Below are 17,284 nucleotides of genomic sequence, written 5' to 3' on the forward strand. Positions count from 1 at the left end.
CTACCTGACCGATTCTGCATCCGCGAGAGCGTGCGATCGATCCGGCCAGGTTGACCGTCGAGAACGGCCCGGTGCGGCCATCCGGCTCAGCCGAGCGGAATGTCGGCTTCGATTTGAGATCGGGTCATTTCCGTCTCGTCGGCCGCCGTATCCGTTCAGTTGCTGCAGAAGCGATAGCCTTCAGGGCCAAACCAAATTGAGGACAAACACCGCGGCACCGATCCCGAAGAACAGCGGCCAACTCCACCTCGGGCCACCCTCCTTGTGCGGAGCATAGAGGCCCGCCTTTTGCATTCCGATCATTACGGCAAATACGAGAACGCCCGTTACGAGCGCATGTGCGAGGTCAAAGTGCACTTGGCCCTCCCTTATTGAGTTGTTTTTTCGTCAGCCGTGTCGCTGCGAACGTAGCGACAAAGCAATGTCAAAATCGTGAGGTTCAGCAACGGCGCCAGAGTGGCCAACCAGGGCAGGCTGCGATCCGGAAACCCATCCAGCCAAAGAACCCATGGCAACCCCAGGGGCATCAGGAACACCCCGGCCAGGGGATCGCGCTCCTGATCGAAGAGCCCGAAGGTCCCGACCAGAAGCAACGCCAGGGCAAAGAGGTAAAATACCCCGACGATCCGAACGACCCATTGGCAGGCTGTCGTCAGCCTGGATCTCATTTGCTTTCGCTGATCTCCGAGCACGTGCCTGGCCGCCCGCGGAGCCAGATCAGTTGCACGCCGGGTAATTGGCGCGATCAGCTTCCGTCACATCCACAGGACATTCGGTGTTGCGGTTCGCTTCCGAGATATCGGCTTCCGTCGTATAGGACTGCTCGTCAACACATCCTGCCAGGACAACGAGGATGATGGAGACAGCGAGGGCATTTTTCATTTGGTTTACCTTGGGTTTAGTTGCGAGGTGTTTTTTACCTTGCGGCCGTATCAGCAATCCTCGACCGGCATCATGGTGACATTGGAATAGCGGCCATCTGACGTCGTGATTCGCGCGCAGGCGCCGGTGCTTCGGTTGAACCAGAACGCCGTAAGGCCGTCGGTCCGGATCAACTCGTAGCCGAGGTTTTGGATGCCCATCTCGGCCTGGCCGGCACGTGCACCTTCAAATGCCGTCAAATCGGTGGCGCTTCCCACGGACGGTTGGCCCGAGGGCGGTGCGGTGGGGTTGGACGTCTCTACGCATCCGGCCAAAGCACCGAATGCTGTAACGGCAAGGATCAACTTGCGCGGATTATTCATGGATCCTCCAATTCTTGACGCAGCGTTGTCGGCTACCTGTGTCATTCAATCCCGAAGATGACGTTGTAGGACTGGGCACCATTGGAGGTGTTGTAAACCTCGATCACGTGGTCACCCGACTGCCAGAGCTGCCCACGATACTCTTGCGCGGCCCCCATTTCATCGAGCAACACCGACCCGTCAGGGTTGTAGATCACGTAGGTCATACCGGGTCCGTTCGCGGCAAGGCGAAAATACAGGAACTGCCCGTCGCGCGCCCCAAGGATGTAGCGTCGGCTCTCTTGCGGCAGCAGAGAACCGGTAAGCTCGGCACCGGACGTGCCACCTGCGAACTGCACCCGTTCGGAGCTTGACGATCCAGAACCCGCCATCGCGCCATCACCATCACCATCACCATCACCATCACCATCACCGTCACCGTCATCGGCCGCTTCCGCGACGGTGAGTTCAGCGATAACGCCGTCATTGGAAACAAGGCAGCGCCAGACAGTGTTTCCTGCATCGCGGAACATGATGAGGGAGTTGGCCTCGGAGTATTCCGACGAAATGACTGTACCGCTCTGGCCGTCTGGTCCACCGACCGTGCGGATCTGATCGATGCAGCCATCGATGGAGGCCTGGCCGACATTTGCGGACGTAGCAGCGAAAGGCAGCGCGGTGAGCATTGCCGAGATGGCCGCGAGACGAAGAGGTTTGGTCATTGGTTCAAAACCCTGAATATCGATTGTTTTGGGCACTTCAGACACAGCAACGCTTCTCCGAAAGGCGCTGCTGCATGTGTTGGCATGCGGGGATCAAACTCTGCGGAACGCCTTCTGTCTGACCACGATTCATCGGCGAAGATTGCAGCCTGCGGGGAACCCGTCTATCCATCAGGCGCAGGCATTATCCAATAGCCGAAACATGGGTAAGAAATGTTCGATCCGATTGCACAGGTTTCCAATCCAATGGCCGGGTTCGCTCCCTGTGTGCTGAGCGAGGCCGCTGACGGCGGGCTTCCAAAGGAGATCGGAGGATTTCGCCTCAGTTCGTATTATGGCAACCAAAAGACGAAGCTCTCCAGGCGCCAATTCACGGGCAAGGCCACTCTCACGCTTCACAATCCGACAGGTGGCGAGGCAGCCGTCGCGATCAGCGATATTGGCTCGCTGAGCCTCGCCTATGTAAGATCCACCGGACATGACGTTGTCTTGTCGGAACTCCAACGTCCCAACCTCCTGGTTCCGGTAAAGGGGACATTGGCGAGCCGGAACGAACACATGCGGTTTGAGCGCAAGGACGAACCATGGATTCTGATCGGTCGCGGGACGCGCGAGACGACCGTCCTGCCCGATCGGGATGCCCGCTACGAAGCTTTTGTACTCTCCCTGCCGTCGCAACCGCTGGGAGACCGTCTCGCACGCATGGAAGCAAGGGGGGGCATGGTTTGGGGCGATATGTCCAGGAATGCCGATTTGCACTTGGCGCGCCTGACGCTCGCACTCGCTACGCAGGTTTCCCTAACCGGCGCGAGAGAAATTGAGAAGCACTTGGCAGATGCCTGGACGACGTTGGTTATCGAGCAGATGAACGCCTGCCTGGACACATTTCTTGGTCCTGCTGCGCGAGAGCCGTTGGGCCAGGAGCAAGACCTGTGTCTTACATACGTTCGAAAAGCCGAAGCACTGATTTTCGAGAGACCCGACCAAATCGGTAGTGTTCGGGACATTGCCCGCCACGTCGGCGTCTCCGAACGAACTCTTCAAGCCGCCTTTCGCAAAGTTCGCGGGGCGCCGCCGATGCAAGTGCTTTCACAGGCAAGGCTCCATTGCGCAAGGCGTGCGCTGCTCGACCGCAATGGTCCAACTACCGTGTCAGATGTCTGTCTAATGTGCGGCATCGAACATCACGGGCGGTTCAGCAAGCTCTACAAAGATGTCTTTGGCGAAAACCCCGTTGCGACCCTGCAGTCACGTCGGACAACTTGAGCGCGAACGTCTCGTCCGCCCACCGAGCAGCCTTGCGCGCAAGCCGCAGCGAGAGTCCGTTCTCTGGCCTTCTTGCTGAATGCTGCTCTTGCAAGGATCGCTTTATCCCGTTCGCAGCGATGGTCCGGAGTACCGGTAATGCTGCCGCAGGTGCAACGCGCAGCATCGGTCAAGAAGGGCTCTTCTCTGTCCTTCGCCGCTGAAGGCACCAAGGCCCGGTTCGAGGCGGAGCCGTCGTTCATCGCCTGGTGGATCAGCGTCGGCACTGCGGACCTTGCCGACCTTCGACCGATCATCGCGAGCAACCGCTACCTGCGCATTCCCGACTTTCGAGCACTTGCCGCGTTAAGCAGATGCAGCAAAGGATCTGGAAGCGAGGCCGGCCCACAGCCGACATTCATCGCACTCGCAGTCCGCGTCAGCTTTGGCGAATTACTTCGCCATTGGCCTGCCTTCGTTCCTTCATGATGGCCGAAAGTCTCTCGGCCAGCGCCCTGACCCGCCTTGGCTGTGCACGCCCCGGTGGAAACACCATTTGCAGAGGATTGGGCGGTGGAGCTTCGTCTTCGAGGAGCGCAACAAGCCGTCCCGACGACAGGTCATCCGCGACATCGAGTTCCGATTTCAGAATGATACCGCGGCCCTCAAGTGCCCATTGACGTATCAGCCAGCCGTCGTTGACAACCTTGTCGCCCCGAACGGTGACAACCAGAACCTTCTTGCCCTCTCCAAATCGCCAGATATTGTCCAGGGTCATGCCAAAACGCATGACAAGGCAGTTGTGATTGATCAAGTCGGCCGGCGTTCTTGGGGTTCCATGCTCTGCAAGGTAGGAGGGGGCGGCGCAGACGATCCGCCGGTACTCCCCGAGAGTGCGGGCCCGCAAGGTGCTGTCGGCCACGGCGCCAAACCGGAGCGCGATGTCAAAGCCCTGGCCGACCAGGTCCACGTAGCCATCTGAGAGCGCCAGCTCAATGGAGATGGACGGATGCGCTTCGATGAAGGCTGTTACAGCTTGTGTGACGACCGTTCTCCCGAGATCGACCGGGGCACTGACCCGGATCGGGCCTGAAAGGGTCTCCGCCCCATGCCGGATGCGCGTGTCCAGATCGTCAATCTCGCTCAGGACCGCCCTTGCGCCTTCGAGAAGCGTTCGCCCCTCGTCGGTCAGGCTCAGGGAGCGGGTGGTCCGGTTGAACAGGACAACCCCGTAATGGGCCTCAAGGAACGCCAACCTTTCGGACACCGTGGATGCGGACAGCCCGACTTCGCGCCCGGCAGCAACCATGCTGCCCTTCTCGGTGATCTTGAGAAAGAGGCGGATACTGTCGATCAACATTATTCGAAATTTCCGGATTATCATTTTGATGATTGCTTGTTTATCCGGAAACCTTGGCCCCGTAAATTCCGTTCATCGAAACACCTGCTGAACGGAGCCATCGAATGCCCAAACTGACCATCGTCGCCAACATCAAGGCAAACCCAGACAAGATCGAACTGGTGAAGTCGGAGCTTTTGAAACTGATCGATGTCACGCGCGCCGAGAAAGGCTGCATCAACTACGACCTTCATCAGGACAACGAGAACCCGGCGCATTTCCTGTTCTACGAGAACTGGGAAAGCCGCGAGCTGTGGCAGACCCATATGAATAACCAGCACCTGGCAGATTACATGGCTGCCACCGATGGCGCTGTGGACGAGTTCACTCTCAACGAGATGACCGTCATCGGTTGAGATCCTTTGCATGGCCGGGCAAGCCCCGGCCAGCATCACATGCGCCGATTTACGGACCCTGTCTAACGGGCGGTTGAATGGCGTGGCTGTCTTGCCGGCCGCGGTTTCCGAAAGACGCGAGGTCGGCGCAGAGCCAGGATGACTTCTATCAGTTTGAAGAGGACAGGATGATGAAAGCTGTTGGGTACACAAGCATGGGACCCATTGATCGCGACGACGCCTTGATCGATTTCGACGCCGAGATCCCGAAGGCCAATGGGCAAGATCTGCTGGTGAAGGTTCAGGCGGTGTCGGTGAACCCGGTCGACACCAAGATCCGGCAACGCCGCGCGCCTGAAGGCGACGCACCGGCCATCCTTGGGTGGGATGCGGTTGGCGAGGTGGTCGAGGTGGCCAGCGCTTCCTCAGAGTTCAAACCCGGCGACACGGTCTGGTACGCGGGCGCAATCAACCGCCCCGGAACGAACTCGGAGTATCACCTTGTCGATGAGCGGATCGTCGGCCATGCCCCACGTTCAATCGACACGGCTGCCGCCGCTGCGATGCCTCTGACCACGCTGACCGCCTATGAAATGCTGTTTGACCGCCTCGACGTGACGCGGCCGGTGCCGGGTGCGGCCAATGCTGTCGTGATCATCGGTGGCGCTGGAGGCGTCGGGTCGATTGCCATCCAGCTGCTGCACGCACTGACGGATCTGGTCGTCATCGCCACGGCGTCGCGCGCGGAGACGCGGGAATGGGTCAAGAGCCTGGGTGCGCACCATGTCGTGGATCACACCAAACCGCTGCCCGAGCAGATCGCGGCGCTCGGGATTGGCGCACCCGGCTTCGTGTTCTCCACCAATTACTCGGATGGATACGTGCCGCAGGCCGCAGAGTTCATCGCGCCGCAAGGGCGCTTCGGCCTGATCGATGACCCGGAAGACTTCAATATCATGCCGTTCAAGCAGAAATCGGCCTCCGTGCACTGGGAGTTCATGTACACGCGGTCCCTGTTCGGCACCGAGGACAGCGCCCGTCAGAGGGACATTCTGAACGAGGTCGCTGGGCTAATCGATGCGGGCAAGATCAAGTCCACGGCGACGGAAGCCTTCGGGACCATAAACGCGGAGAACCTGATCCGTGCGCATGGCTTGCTGGAGACAGGCAAGGCCAAGGGCAAGATCACTCTGGAAGGTTTCTGAACCGGCCGGCGACCGCCGGGGCGCCTGACCAAGGGGCGCCCCGGGGACTGCCGGAGCAGAACCGACGCAGCAACCATCGGGGAGGACGGGCATGACGCGGGAAATGGACAATCTCAGGATCGTGGAGAAACGGCTGTTGTGGCTGTCGCACTGGATGATCCACCATGCAAACCACGTTCGCCCCAAGGTGGATGGGATCAAGGTCGGTGGCCATCAGGCGTCGTCGGCCTCGATGGTGTCGATCATTACGGCGCTGTATTTCTCCGAACTGAAGCCCGAGGATCGCGTTGCCGTCAAGCCGCACGCGTCGCCCGTTTTCCATGCCATGCAATACCTGATGGGCAACCAATCCCAAGAGAACATGGAGAACTTCCGTGGCTTCGGTGGGGTGCAATCCTATCCCAGCCGGACCAAGGACGTGGACGACGTGGATTTCTCGACCGGATCGGTCGGTCTGGGTGTCGCGATCACCTCCTTTGCCGCCGTCATCCAAGATTACATCGAGGCCAAGAGTTGGGGGACGGACGCGCCACAGGGACGCATGGTGGCGTTGGTTGGGGACGCCGAACTGGATGAGGGCAACATCTATGAGGCGTTGCAGGAAGGATGGAAGAACGACCTGCGCAATACCTGGTGGATCATCGACTACAACCGGCAATCCCTGGACGGGATCGTGCGCGAGGGCCTGTTCGAACGGATCGAGAAGATCTTCGACGCCTTCGGCTGGGACGTCCGGCGGGTGAAATACGGTGTTCTGCAGCAGGCCGCCTTCGAGGAACCGGGCGGCGAGACCTTGCGGGCATGGATCGATTCCTGCCCCAATCAGGACTACTCGGCGCTGACCTACATGGGCGGTGCCGTCTGGCGACAGCGTTTGATGGATGACCTTGGCGATCAGGGTGCGGTCACGGCCCTGATCGAGCGCCGCAGCGACGAAGAGTTGGCGAAGCTGATGGAGAACCTCGGCGGCAATTGCGTGGAAACGATGGCCAACACCTTCGCCGCCATCGACCACGATCGTCCCACGTGCTTTCTCGCCTACACCGTCAAGGGCTGGGGCACACCGATTGCCGGGCACAAGGACAACCACGGCGGCCTGATGAACAAGCGCCAGTTTGCCGAGTGGCAACAGCACATGGGCATCGCGGACGGCGAGGAGTGGGAAACACTTGCGGGCGTTAAGGACCCGGTCGCCTTCAAGGAATTCCTGGCCAGCGTTCCGTTCTTCGCAAAGGGCGTGCGCCGATACCACGACGACAGGATCGCTGTTCCCGGGATCGAACTCGACATGTCGCGCGAGACATCCACGCAAATGGCCTTCGGAAAGATCCTCGACGACCTCTCCAAGGGTGACAGCCTGCTTGCCGAAAGGATCGTGACCACATCGCCTGATGTGACGGGAACGACGAATCTCGGCCCCTGGGTGAACCGGCGCAAGCTCTTTGCCAAGTCCGAGCAGCCTGATGCCTTCATCGAACATCGCATCCCGTCAACGGCGAAGTGGGAGTTCACGCCAGACGGTCAGCATATCGAGCTTGGTATCGCCGAGATGAACCTGATGTTGCTGCTTGGCGCGGCTGGGCTGTCACATTCGCTCTTCGGGAAGCGCTTGATCCCGATTGGCACGGTCTACGATCCCTTCGTCGCACGTGGACTCGATGCCCTGAACTACGCCTGCTACCAGGATGCCCGCTTCATCCTGGTTGGTACGCCGTCCGGCGTGACCCTTGCGCCGGAAGGCGGCGCCCACCAATCCGTCGGCACGCCATTGATCGGCATGAGCCAGGATGGGCTGGCCGCCTTTGAGCCAGCCTTTGCGGACGAGTTGGCGGTGATCATGGAATGGGCCTTCGCGTACCTCCAGCGCGATGGCGAAGGCCATCGAGACGAGCGCACCTGGCTGCGGGATGAAACCGGCGGTTCCGTCTATCTTCGCTTGACCACAAACCCGATAGAGCAGCCCGGCAAACGTGTCGACGATGACTATCGGCAGGGGGCCATCGACGGCGCATATTGGCTACGCAAACCCGGCGCGAACTGCGAGGTGGTCATCGCCTACCAGGGCGCTGTCGGGGTCGAGGCCATCAAGGCGGCTGGAATAATCGGAGAGGGTCGCCGTGACATCGGCGTTCTTGCCGTAACATCGGCCGACCGTTTGAATGCAGGCTGGACCGCGGCGCAACGCGCACGCTCGCGCGGCAACGAGACCGCGCAATCTCATATCGAAACCTTGCTGGCACAGCTTCCATCGCATTCGAAGCTGATTACCCTGATCGACGGTCACCCCGCAACGTTGTCCTGGTTGGGCGCCGTCATGGGGCACAGGACCATCCCGTTGGGCGTCGAACATTTCGGACAGACCGGCACAATCGGCGATCTCTACCGGCACCACGGGCTGGATGCCGAAGCCATTGTCAGCAAGGTGAACGGTTTGACAGCCGGAAGGGCGGTCAGCGGTCAGAGGGCAACCTGACCAGCACTTCTGCGTTTTCGTCGGGCATCGGGATCATACATCGAAGCGCGCTTCACCAAGGACGTCATCCGCGACGGATGCAGCGACTGTCGGTTCGCAGCCTTTCCGCGCAGTGGCGCGACTGGCCCGGACGCAGTTTTCGTCCCTGCGCTGGGAGCGGGTTCTGGGGGGTCCGTTTCGGGAGCGGTCTTGCCGTTATCCGCCGAGTGACGACATTGTTCGTCCCAAATCGGCGGGACCATCGTGGAAATCGTGCCGGGCGGGCTTTGCGAGAACAGCTTCCCGAACAAGGTCAGGAAGAGCGTGACGTCCGCCCTTCAAGCCCGGACGCAGGTCCACCGAGCCGTATTGGGCCATACAGGTGAAGAGACGTCCCGTGCTCGACAAACGGACCCGGTTGCAGCTGTCGCAGAAACTGCAGCTCATGGCGGTGATGAACCCGATGCGGCCCCCGGTTTCCGCAACGGTCACGTAGCGCGCCGGACCGCCGCTATTGTGATCATTCTCCTTCAGTGTCCAGCGCCGTGACAGGGCGCGGCGCAACGCCCCGATGGAAAGAAATGTTTGGCTGCGATCTGTTCCCGTTCGCCCCAGTGGCATTTCCTCGATCAGGGTCAGGTCCATTCCGTGGCCATGTGCAAAGCGGATCAGGTCGTCGATTTCCTCTTCGAACGGGCCCCGGCTGGCCAGGGCATTGAGCTTGACTTTCAGCCCGGCGGATTGCGCGGCCTCCAGGCCCTTCATGACCTTGTCGAGGGTTCCGGTGCGGGTGATCTGCCTGTAGCGGCAGGGCGACAGGGAATCGAGAGAAACATTGACACGCGCAACCCCGAGCGCAGCGAGATCACTCGCGAAACGTGCAAGCTGGGAGCCATTCGTGGTCAGGGTCAGCTCTTCCAGCCTGCCCGCGTCAAGCGCCGGGGAAAGCTGGCGAAACAGGCTGAGTATGTCGCGGCGTATCAGGGGCTCTCCGCCGGTGATGCGGATCTTTCGCACCCCAAGATCCATGAAGGCCTCCGAAAGGCGCGCGATCTCTTCGAGCGACAAGAGCTCTTTCCTCGGCAGAAAGCGGGCCCGCTCCGGCAGGCAATAGGTGCAACGGAGATCACAGCGATCCGTGACGGAAACGCGCAGGTAGGTGACCTGGCGACCGAAGGAATCCGTGAGAGGGGCCTGTGTGGCATCGAAGGGCATGATGTCGCTCGGGAAATGGAAAAACGGGGCGGCCAGCCAGGCCGGCCGCCCCTTTCATCAGGTCAATGCGCGGCGTCTGCGGCGTTTTTCATCAGGTAGTCCATGACGAGCGCCCGCTCTTCCTCTTCGAACCCTGCGCGTTCGAACATGGACGGCACGATGCCCTTCCACTGTTGCTGCGTGTAGTGGGTGACTTCGCGCGGTGCGTGGCAGACGGTGCAACGTTCGAAGAACATCTTCTCGCCCGGCCCCATATCGGCATAGAGCGAAGCGGTCAGGTCTTCGAGCCGTTCCAGTCCCAGCAAGTCGTCATCGATGGCTGCAACGTCCATGCCATCGATGATCGCGGGCGGATGGTAGGCCATGTTCGGGCCTTCCGGGTCCTCGCATTTGCGCATCTCGACCAGCACGGTGTTGGCGGTGGTTGCTTCAGACAGGCCGGAGGCCCGCTGGGTGGAGGTCAGGAAATTCGCGAGACCGGAGTTGTCCCGCCCTTTGCTGTCGAGCTGCGGCCAGCCACCTTCGTAGATCGAGACCACGCCGGGCATGATGTCGTCGCTGACGACCGCGCCTGCGATCACCGTGCCGCGCTTGTTGTAGAGCTCGACGAGGTCGCCATCCTCGATGCCGCGATCAGCGGCGTCCTGGGTATTGATCCGTACCGGCTCGCGGCCCTGAACCATGTAGAGGTCACGCAGGCGCTCGGAGTTGCCCATCTGGCTGTGCAGGCGGAACCACGGGTGCGGCGAGACCACGTGCAACTGGCCGGGCTTGGCTACACCGAGGTATTCGTGCTTCTCCAACCACATGGGCATACCGGGGCAGTCGTCCAACTCGAAGCCGGCGATGGTTTCGCAGAACATCTCGATCTTGCCCGAGCTGGTGTGCAGCGGGTTGGCGTCGGGATCCTCGTAGAAGGCGCCGTGACGGGTCCACTTGCGAGCCTCAGCCGGCACCGGCATCCGGGCGTAGCCCTTCTCCCAGAACTCCTCGAACGGCATGTCCTTGGCCGCGCCGGAGGCTTCATAGGCGAGCTTGATGTGATACATCTTGTCCTCGCTGTCGGTGAACTGCGCCCAGAGGCCGAGCTTGTCGGCCAGCCCTTCGAAGATCTCGTAGTCCGGCAGGCTGTCGGCAATTGGCTCGATCACCTTCTTCATCGCGTAGACACGGTCGTTGGAATAGGTGCCACCCGAGGTGATGTCGTCCTGCTCCAGCGTCGAGGCCGCGGGCAGCACGATATCGGCCCAGCGGGTCGCCGCCGTCCACCAGACATCGACACAGACGATGGTCTCGACCTTGTTCAGCGCCCGGATCAGTCGGTTCGTGTCCTGCTGATGCGACATGAAGTTGTTGCCGGCGTTGAAGATCATCCTGATGTCCGGGTAGCTGTTGGTCTGCCCGTTGTAGAAGAATTCCTCGCCGGGGTTTTCCAGCGCCTCGGTGATCCGGCTGGCTGGCACAACCTTCTTGATGAAGTTGCGGCCCTGGCTCATGCCGACCGGCGTCGCGTTGCCGCCTTGCGGCATGCCGCCATTGCCATAATGCCAGCTGAAGCCGACACCCTGGCCCGGCTTGCCGATCTTGCCCAGAAGGGCTGCGAAGTTGACGATGGACCAATAGGCCATCTCGCCATGCTGGGCCCGCTGGATCGCCCAGGAACCGGCGATGCAGGTCTTGGAGCTGGCGATGGTTTCGCAGAGATCCTTGATCTGCTGTTCTTCGATCCCGGTGATCTCCGAAGCCCAGGCCGGGGTCTTGGGCAGGCCGTCCGTCTCGCCCTTGACATAGGCGATCCACTTGTCGGCGCCGACCGTGTATTTCGCCATGTAGTCCTTGTCGTCCCAGCCGTTTTCCAGCGCGTGATGCGCCATGGCAAGGAAGAGTGCGGTATCGGTATTGGGGATGATCGCGGTGCGCTCGGCGCCGAGATATTCGTCCGTCGCAGTGTGCTGCGGGTTGATCGAGAGGAATTTCACGCCATTGTCCCGGATCTCTTCCCAATGCGCATACATGCCGTGATCGGCCACCCGGTATTCGATCCGGTTGTTCTTGATCGGGTCACAGCCGACCAGCACGAAGACTTCCGTATTGTCGCGGATGGTTTCCCAGGCCGATTGCGCCGAATAGACCTCCATGTCGCCGATGATATGCGGCATGACGACCTGTCCGGCACCGGCGGACCAGTCGCCAGCGGTGTTGGTGCAGCCGCCCATGAGGTTCAACAGGCGCCCTTGCAAGACGTTGGGGCGGAAGACGCCGGCATTGGACCAGCCGCCATAGGAGGAGGAGAAGATGGCTTCGTTGCCATGGTTCGTGGCGGTGTCGAGCAGCGCCTTGGCCGTCAGTGACCAGGCAGTGTCCCAGTCGACCTTGACCCACTCTTCCTTGCCGCGCAGCTCGGGCTTTATATCGCCGCTCTCCCAACCCTCGAGATAGGATTTGCGCACCATTGGGTAGTTGACGCGTGTCTTGTCATAGGTCCGGTCCATGACGCCATAGGTCAGCATCTCGGTCGGACGGGCGTCGAGCTCCATCATCGTGTTGATGCCGACAAGCTTGCCGTCCCGCACAACCGCTTCGAACGGGCCATAATGGCTTGCGTGGAAGACACGGCCGGAGAACGAGTTCGGGTCGATGGAGGCGAGCGCCGTGGTGCTCATCAGGCGTGCCGCGCCCAGAGTCGCGGCTCCTCCTATGAGGAATGCGCGGCGGGACGGTTTGGCGAAGGTCATGGCTGACTCCCTTGGAAAGCGGATGCAATTGCCCCAAGGGTATTGGCGGGCTGTAAACCGGTCTTTCAAACAAGTTGAACAGCCCATTTGAACTTGTAAAAGAATGTAAATGGAACCATTCCCGGAAGGAAAGGCCAGCCATGACACCGCATATCGTCGTGATCGAGGATGACATCACCACCCGACGCAGGCTCTCGACCGCCTTGCGCAAGCAGCTCTACCGCGTGAGCGAGGCCGAGAATGCGGACGTCATGGAAGGGATCCTCGCACGCGATCCGGCCGACCTCCTGCTGGTCGATATCGGTCTGGAGGGAAAGGACGGGTTGACCATCACCCGGGAGCAACGGTCGCTCTCCAATGTCGGGATCATCCTGCTGACCAGCCGGGACGACCAGATCGACCGGATCGTCGGGTTGGAGATGGGTGCGGATGACTATGTCACCAAACCCTTCGACTATCGCGAACTGCTCGCCCGGGTGAAGGGCCTGCTTGTGCGGGTGATGGAGAACCGCAGCGCGCAGGCCGCGCAGGAACCGAGGACGCGGTTCGGCGACTGGACACTCGACACGTCGCGCCGCCGTCTCGATAACCGGGATGGCCGGGTCGAACCGCTGACCCGCGCTGAGTATGAGCTGCTCCATGCGCTGGTAAAGACACCCGGCGTGGCGCTGTCGCGCGACCGGTTGCTGGACCTGATCCAGCAGCGCCGATGGGCCTCGGACAGTCGGACAATCGACGTGTTGATCGGGCGGTTGCGAAAGAAAATCGAGGCGGACCCGTCACGCCCCGACTGGATCATCACAGTCTATGGCGAGGGCTATCTCTTCGCGTCAGAGAGTTGAATACCGGCAGTCTCGGCCGCGGCGCGCAGCTTGTCCGAGGCGGCGCGGAAAGTCTGGTCCAGCGACTGGGACAGCTCGGCGAGCGGATCTTCGCTGCGCGCGGCGGCTTCGATCTGCGCCAGTTGACCGGCCAGCTCCGTCAGCCGGAAATTCGCCGCGGCGCCCTTGAGACGATGCGCCAACCGGGCGGTCTCGGCATGGTCCTCCTCCGCGATGGCCCGTCTCAGCTCGGTCAGGATGCGTTCGGACTGCGTGAAATAGCCGACAAGGATCTCGGTTGTCTCCTCGGTGCCGAGGAACTGCAGATCCTCCCGCAGCCCGCCCAGCGTCGCATCATCGACAGCGACCGCCCCCTGTGACGGGGACAGGCTCTCGCCCCGCAGCAGCGCCGCGAGCTGACGTGGCGAGATCGGCTTTTCCAGCGCCGCGTCCATGTTCAGCTCGGCCGACACATCCACCCGGCCGATGACGCGATGTGCGGTCAGGGCAACCAGGGGCGGCACCTCTTCCAACGCCTCCCGGATCTGGCGGGCAACCTCGGGGCCGGGAATATCGGGCAGGTCGAGATCGAGCAGGACAAGGTCGAACCGATCCGCCACGACCGCCGCGACCCCTGCCGCGCCGGTTTCGGCTTCCGTCACGCGGCAGCCCAGCCGCTCGAGATATCCGCGTGCAACCATGCGGTTCACCGCATTGTCCTCGATCAGCAGGACATGCTTGTCCAGCGCCCCCGTCAGCACCTCTTCGCGCGAACTGACGGCCCGGGCGATATCCCCCTCCGCCAGCTCAACCGTCAACGTGAAGCGCGAGCCAACGCCCGGTTCGCTCTCGACAGTCAGGGCGCCGCCGAGGATCTGCGTGAGGCGCCGGGAAATCGTCAAGCCCAGTCCGATGCCCTCGATGCCGGTCCGGCCGTCATCGCTGCGGCGATAGGCGTCGAAGATCGCCTCCACCTGCTCCGGTTCGATACCGATGCCGGAATCCGCAACCGCGAAGCTCAGCACATTTTTGCCGGTCGCGGGATTGGGGGCGTGATCGACCATGAGCGCGACTTCCCCTTCGTCAGTGTATTTTACCGCGTTCGACAGCAGGTTGATCACAACCTGCCGGATCTTGCCCACATCGCCCAGAAGCGCGGGAGGCGCCGTCGGTGCCAGATCGACCGACATCGCCAGCCCCTTGGCGCTCGTGCCGGCTGACAGGAAGCTCGTGAACTGCCCCACGAGTTCGCGAAGGTCGAAGTCGACATCCTGCGTGGCGTTGCCCTTCTGGGTACTGGAATAATCGAGAATGTCATTGGTCAGTTCCAGCAGGTGCTCGGCCGATATACGCGCCGTGGTCAGGCGTTGACGCCCGTCGCCGGCCGCCGTCTCCCCCTCCAGGAGTCGCAGCATTCCGATCACCCCGTTCAGCGGCGTCCGGATCTCGTGGCTCATCCGGGCCAGGAACTCGGATTTCGCCCGGTCCGAGGCCTCTGCCGCCGCGCGCGCCGAGTCATGAGCCTCCATCTCGGCAACGATTTCGCCCGTGCGCTTGAGAACGGTTTCCTCCAGCTCCTCGCGAAGGTCGCGCGCCTCGGCAGCCTGGACTCTCAGCCCGTCCAGCGATTTTTCCATTTGCCCGATCTCGTCATCCCCGCTCACCGGAACCGCGTGATCGTATTCCTCTCGTCCCAGGGCCGCGATATGCCCCGCCAGGACGCGCAATCGCTCGACGACCTGCCGCCGCGCGAACTGCCAGGCGAAGATCGTCGCCGCAAGGGCCAGAAGGATAATCGCCAGCAGCCCGAACGAGAGCCGCTCTCCCAATTGCAGCGTCCGGGACTGCAGGTCGTTTGCGGCGCTCTGGACCTGACCGAGAAGGGTATCCGAGAAGGCGGTCAACTGGACGACATCCTGCGGCAACTCCGTCAACACCGCCTCGGTTTGCGTGCGCAGATCAAGATAGTCGAACATGACATCGAAGCCGCCACCGGTCTCGACTTCCCGAGCCAGCTCTTCGAGGATCTCGTCGGCGCGCTTCTGCGCTTTCAGGGAGGGAAAATACTTCAGCCGACGCCCGGCAAGGTCCAGGCTTTCGGCCACCTCGAGCTGTGCCGCTTCAAGATCCTCGAGATGGTTCATGTCCACCATTCGCACCATGAGCAGGCCAGCCCGATCGAGGGAAGCGCTGAGTTCGACATGGCGATCGAAAGCAAAGAAGTCGATATCGGCCAACCGGTCCAGTTCGTCGCGCCGAAAGCCGTCCCGGTTCTCGACCAGATCCGCGATAGCCGCGGTGACGCGGACGCGGGCGATATCGGTCTGGGTTGAGACGATCTCGTCGAGTTGGGTCAGAAGCTCGGCAAGCTGCCGCCTGCGGCTCTCCAGTTCGTTCTCGATCGACAGTCGACGTTCGGACAGGGCAGAGAGCTGCGCCACGGCCTGCTTGAGCTGCTGCAGGGCAAGAAGCGCGGTGATCTCCTGCTCGACCGGGATATACTCCGCCAGGCCCTCGAAATTGCGCTCCAGCCCGTCGAGTTCGGCATTGAGCGCATCGGTCAGATCGCGCAACTCGCTCAGCCCGTCGATCTTGGAGAAGGTCGGGGCGAGCGTGGCGATATAGAGGCTCTCGTCGGATATTGTCCGCGCCAGAGATGCCGCTGGCAGATTGCTTTCGATCAGGGTCCGGTGTCTGTTGGCAAGATAGCGATTTGTGGCAAGGGCAATCATGCTGACGACGACCAGAACACTCACAATGAAGGCAAAGACCCTGAGGAGCTGTGTGTCGAAATTCGTTCGCCGCATGCGGCAAGCCTATTGTGCGGCCGTTCTTGGCGCAATTGCGATCGGAGCTGGCGAGGCCGACCCCGTTGCCGCCGCATCCTCCGCTCCGCCAACCCGTGACCTGTCGGTCTGCGTGGTGGTTCCGCACTTCAAGGACGAGTACTGGCTGAGCGTTGCCTATGGGCTCGAGACGGAGGCCGAAGCGGCCGGGGTCTCGCTCTGGACCTATGAGTCGGGGGGGTATCATGCGCTTCAACGTCAAATCGAACTTCTGGGCGACTGCGTGGCGCGTGGCGCCGATGCAATCCTGCTGGGGGCTGTTTCCGCCGATGATCCCGACCTGCTGGGTCGGATCTCGGCACTCTCGGAGAGAACGCCGATCCTTGCCCTTGTGAACGAGCTGCGATCTCCGGAGCTCGCGGGCGCGATCGGGGTCGACTGGCGCGACATGGGCAGCGCGATTGGCCGTTTTCTCGCCGAACGCCATCCCGACCCGGGGCAGAGCGCCACGGCCGTTCTAATCTCCGGGCCGCGCGAATCCGGCTGGGCGCCGTTGCTCGAAGCGGGTCTTCGGCAGGGTCTGCTGGGCAGCGGCGTTTCGATTGTCGATGTCCGCAGCGCCGATACCGGCCTGCGCGAACAGATGCGCGAGGTTGAGCTTGCGCTCCAGGAACATCCCGGAATCGATTACCTGATCGGCAGCGCACCGGCCACCGAAGCGGCCATTGGCCTGCTGGCCGCCGGCCCGCACCAGGCGCCCCCGTCTTTGCTTGCGACCTATATCAGCCATTCCATCCGGCGCGGTCTCAGCGGCGGCCGTGTTCTCTCAGTGCCTTTCGACGATCCGGTCGAACAGGGACGACTGGGGATCCAGATGGCCCTCGAGGCCGTCTCCGGCAGGACGTCCCAGGGTCTGAAGGGACCCGCAATCGAACTCCTTGCAAGTGAACCGGCTATTGCTCAGAAGATCCCGCTGTCGCCCTCAGGGTTCGTTCCAAAAATCCAGTGATTTCTGATCGATACCATTCCCTGTTCCTGCACTGCAGGTTGAGTTGGATCGCGCACATCAAGGCAAACGGTCGAACTCGTTTCGGTCAACGATCGAAAGCGGCCATAGGGACGGGATGCAGCGAACTTCCGCTCCCC

15 protein-coding genes are annotated in these 17,284 nt (G+C 61.6%); 7 read left to right on the forward strand and 8 right to left on the reverse strand.

The genetic code is table 11. The features are described from left to right. Positions 1-368: 368 nt before the first annotated feature. Genes R3X27_RS24450 through R3X27_RS24465 form a run of 4 tightly spaced genes read right to left on the reverse strand, consistent with a single transcriptional unit; the run spans position 369 to position 1,990 of the window. Positions 369-692, reverse strand: a complete 324-nt coding sequence (locus R3X27_RS24450) for a hypothetical protein (RefSeq protein ID WP_317711529.1) — start codon at positions 690-692, stop codon at positions 369-371. Between the two features lie 25 nt (positions 693-717). Then, positions 718-882: a hypothetical protein gene (locus R3X27_RS24455; protein ID WP_317711530.1), complete on the reverse strand. Its 165-nt coding sequence runs from the start codon at positions 880-882 to the stop codon at positions 718-720. Positions 883-932: 50 nt separating this feature from the next. Further along, positions 933-1,244: a hypothetical protein gene (locus tag R3X27_RS24460; RefSeq protein ID WP_317711531.1), complete on the reverse strand. Its 312-nt coding sequence runs from the start codon at positions 1,242-1,244 to the stop codon at positions 933-935. A 41-nt stretch (positions 1,245-1,285) separates the two neighbouring features. Further along, positions 1,286-1,990 (reverse strand): hypothetical protein, encoded by a 705-nt coding sequence (locus R3X27_RS24465; RefSeq protein WP_317711532.1) that lies wholly within the window; start codon positions 1,988-1,990, stop codon positions 1,286-1,288. Between the two features lie 168 nt (positions 1,991-2,158). On the opposite strand from R3X27_RS24465, the gene R3X27_RS24470 reads away from it, so the two are divergent. After that, positions 2,159-3,211 carry a helix-turn-helix transcriptional regulator gene (locus tag R3X27_RS24470; RefSeq protein WP_317711533.1) on the forward strand — a complete coding sequence of 351 codons (1,053 nt, stop codon included), beginning with the start codon at positions 2,159-2,161 and terminating at the stop codon, positions 3,209-3,211. Between the two features lie 138 nt (positions 3,212-3,349). Then, positions 3,350-3,679, forward strand: coding sequence for a hypothetical protein (locus R3X27_RS24475; protein WP_317711534.1), 330 nt, complete (start codon positions 3,350-3,352; stop codon positions 3,677-3,679). On the opposite strand, the gene R3X27_RS24480 is transcribed toward R3X27_RS24475, so the two are convergent. Further along, on the reverse strand, positions 3,630-4,550 hold the full coding sequence (locus tag R3X27_RS24480) for a LysR family transcriptional regulator (RefSeq protein ID WP_317711535.1): 921 nt from the start codon (positions 4,548-4,550) through the stop codon (positions 3,630-3,632). The genes R3X27_RS24475 and R3X27_RS24480 overlap by 50 nt on opposite strands. Positions 4,551-4,654: 104 nt before the next feature. Between R3X27_RS24480 and R3X27_RS24485 the strand changes: the two genes are divergently transcribed. The 3 genes from R3X27_RS24485 (at position 4,655) to R3X27_RS24495 (ending at position 8,602) form a co-directional block, all read left to right on the forward strand. Further along, entirely contained in the window at positions 4,655-4,945 is a 291-nt protein-coding gene (locus tag R3X27_RS24485) for a putative quinol monooxygenase (protein ID WP_317711536.1), read from the forward strand. A gap of 167 nt (positions 4,946-5,112) precedes the next feature. Beyond that, positions 5,113-6,129 carry a zinc-binding alcohol dehydrogenase family protein gene (locus R3X27_RS24490; RefSeq protein WP_317711537.1) on the forward strand — a complete coding sequence of 339 codons (1,017 nt, stop codon included), beginning with the start codon at positions 5,113-5,115 and terminating at the stop codon, positions 6,127-6,129. 91 nt (positions 6,130-6,220) lie between these two features. Next, positions 6,221-8,602 (forward strand): 1-deoxy-D-xylulose-5-phosphate synthase N-terminal domain-containing protein, encoded by a 2,382-nt coding sequence (locus R3X27_RS24495; protein ID WP_317711538.1) that lies wholly within the window; start codon positions 6,221-6,223, stop codon positions 8,600-8,602. Between the two features lie 195 nt (positions 8,603-8,797). On the opposite strand, the gene moaA is transcribed toward R3X27_RS24495, so the two are convergent. Beyond that, positions 8,798-9,796 (reverse strand): GTP 3',8-cyclase MoaA, encoded by a 999-nt coding sequence (gene moaA, locus R3X27_RS24500; protein ID WP_317711539.1) that lies wholly within the window; start codon positions 9,794-9,796, stop codon positions 8,798-8,800. Positions 9,797-9,858: 62 nt separating this feature from the next. Next, entirely contained in the window at positions 9,859-12,531 is a 2,673-nt protein-coding gene (locus R3X27_RS24505) for a molybdopterin-dependent oxidoreductase (protein WP_317711540.1), read from the reverse strand. Between the two features lie 140 nt (positions 12,532-12,671). Between R3X27_RS24505 and R3X27_RS24510 the strand changes: the two genes are divergently transcribed. Continuing rightward, on the forward strand, positions 12,672-13,373 hold the full coding sequence (locus R3X27_RS24510; protein WP_317711541.1) for a winged helix-turn-helix domain-containing protein: 702 nt from the start codon (positions 12,672-12,674) through the stop codon (positions 13,371-13,373). Here the strand turns inward: R3X27_RS24510 and R3X27_RS24515 are convergent. Then, positions 13,349-16,159 (reverse strand): ATP-binding protein, encoded by a 2,811-nt coding sequence (locus tag R3X27_RS24515; RefSeq protein ID WP_317711542.1) that lies wholly within the window; start codon positions 16,157-16,159, stop codon positions 13,349-13,351. The two genes, R3X27_RS24510 and R3X27_RS24515, sit on opposite strands and share 25 nt — an antisense overlap. Between R3X27_RS24515 and torT the strand changes: the two genes are divergently transcribed. Then, the gene (gene torT, locus R3X27_RS24520) at positions 16,137-17,147 is read left to right on the forward strand and encodes a TMAO reductase system periplasmic protein TorT (protein ID WP_317711543.1); all 1,011 of its coding nucleotides are present in this window, start codon (positions 16,137-16,139) and stop codon (positions 17,145-17,147) included. The genes R3X27_RS24515 and torT overlap by 23 nt on opposite strands. Positions 17,148-17,284: the final 137 nt, after the last annotated feature.

The organism is Tropicimonas sp. TH_r6 (assembly GCF_033101155.1).
GTDB lineage: Bacteria > Pseudomonadota > Alphaproteobacteria > Rhodobacterales > Rhodobacteraceae > Tropicimonas.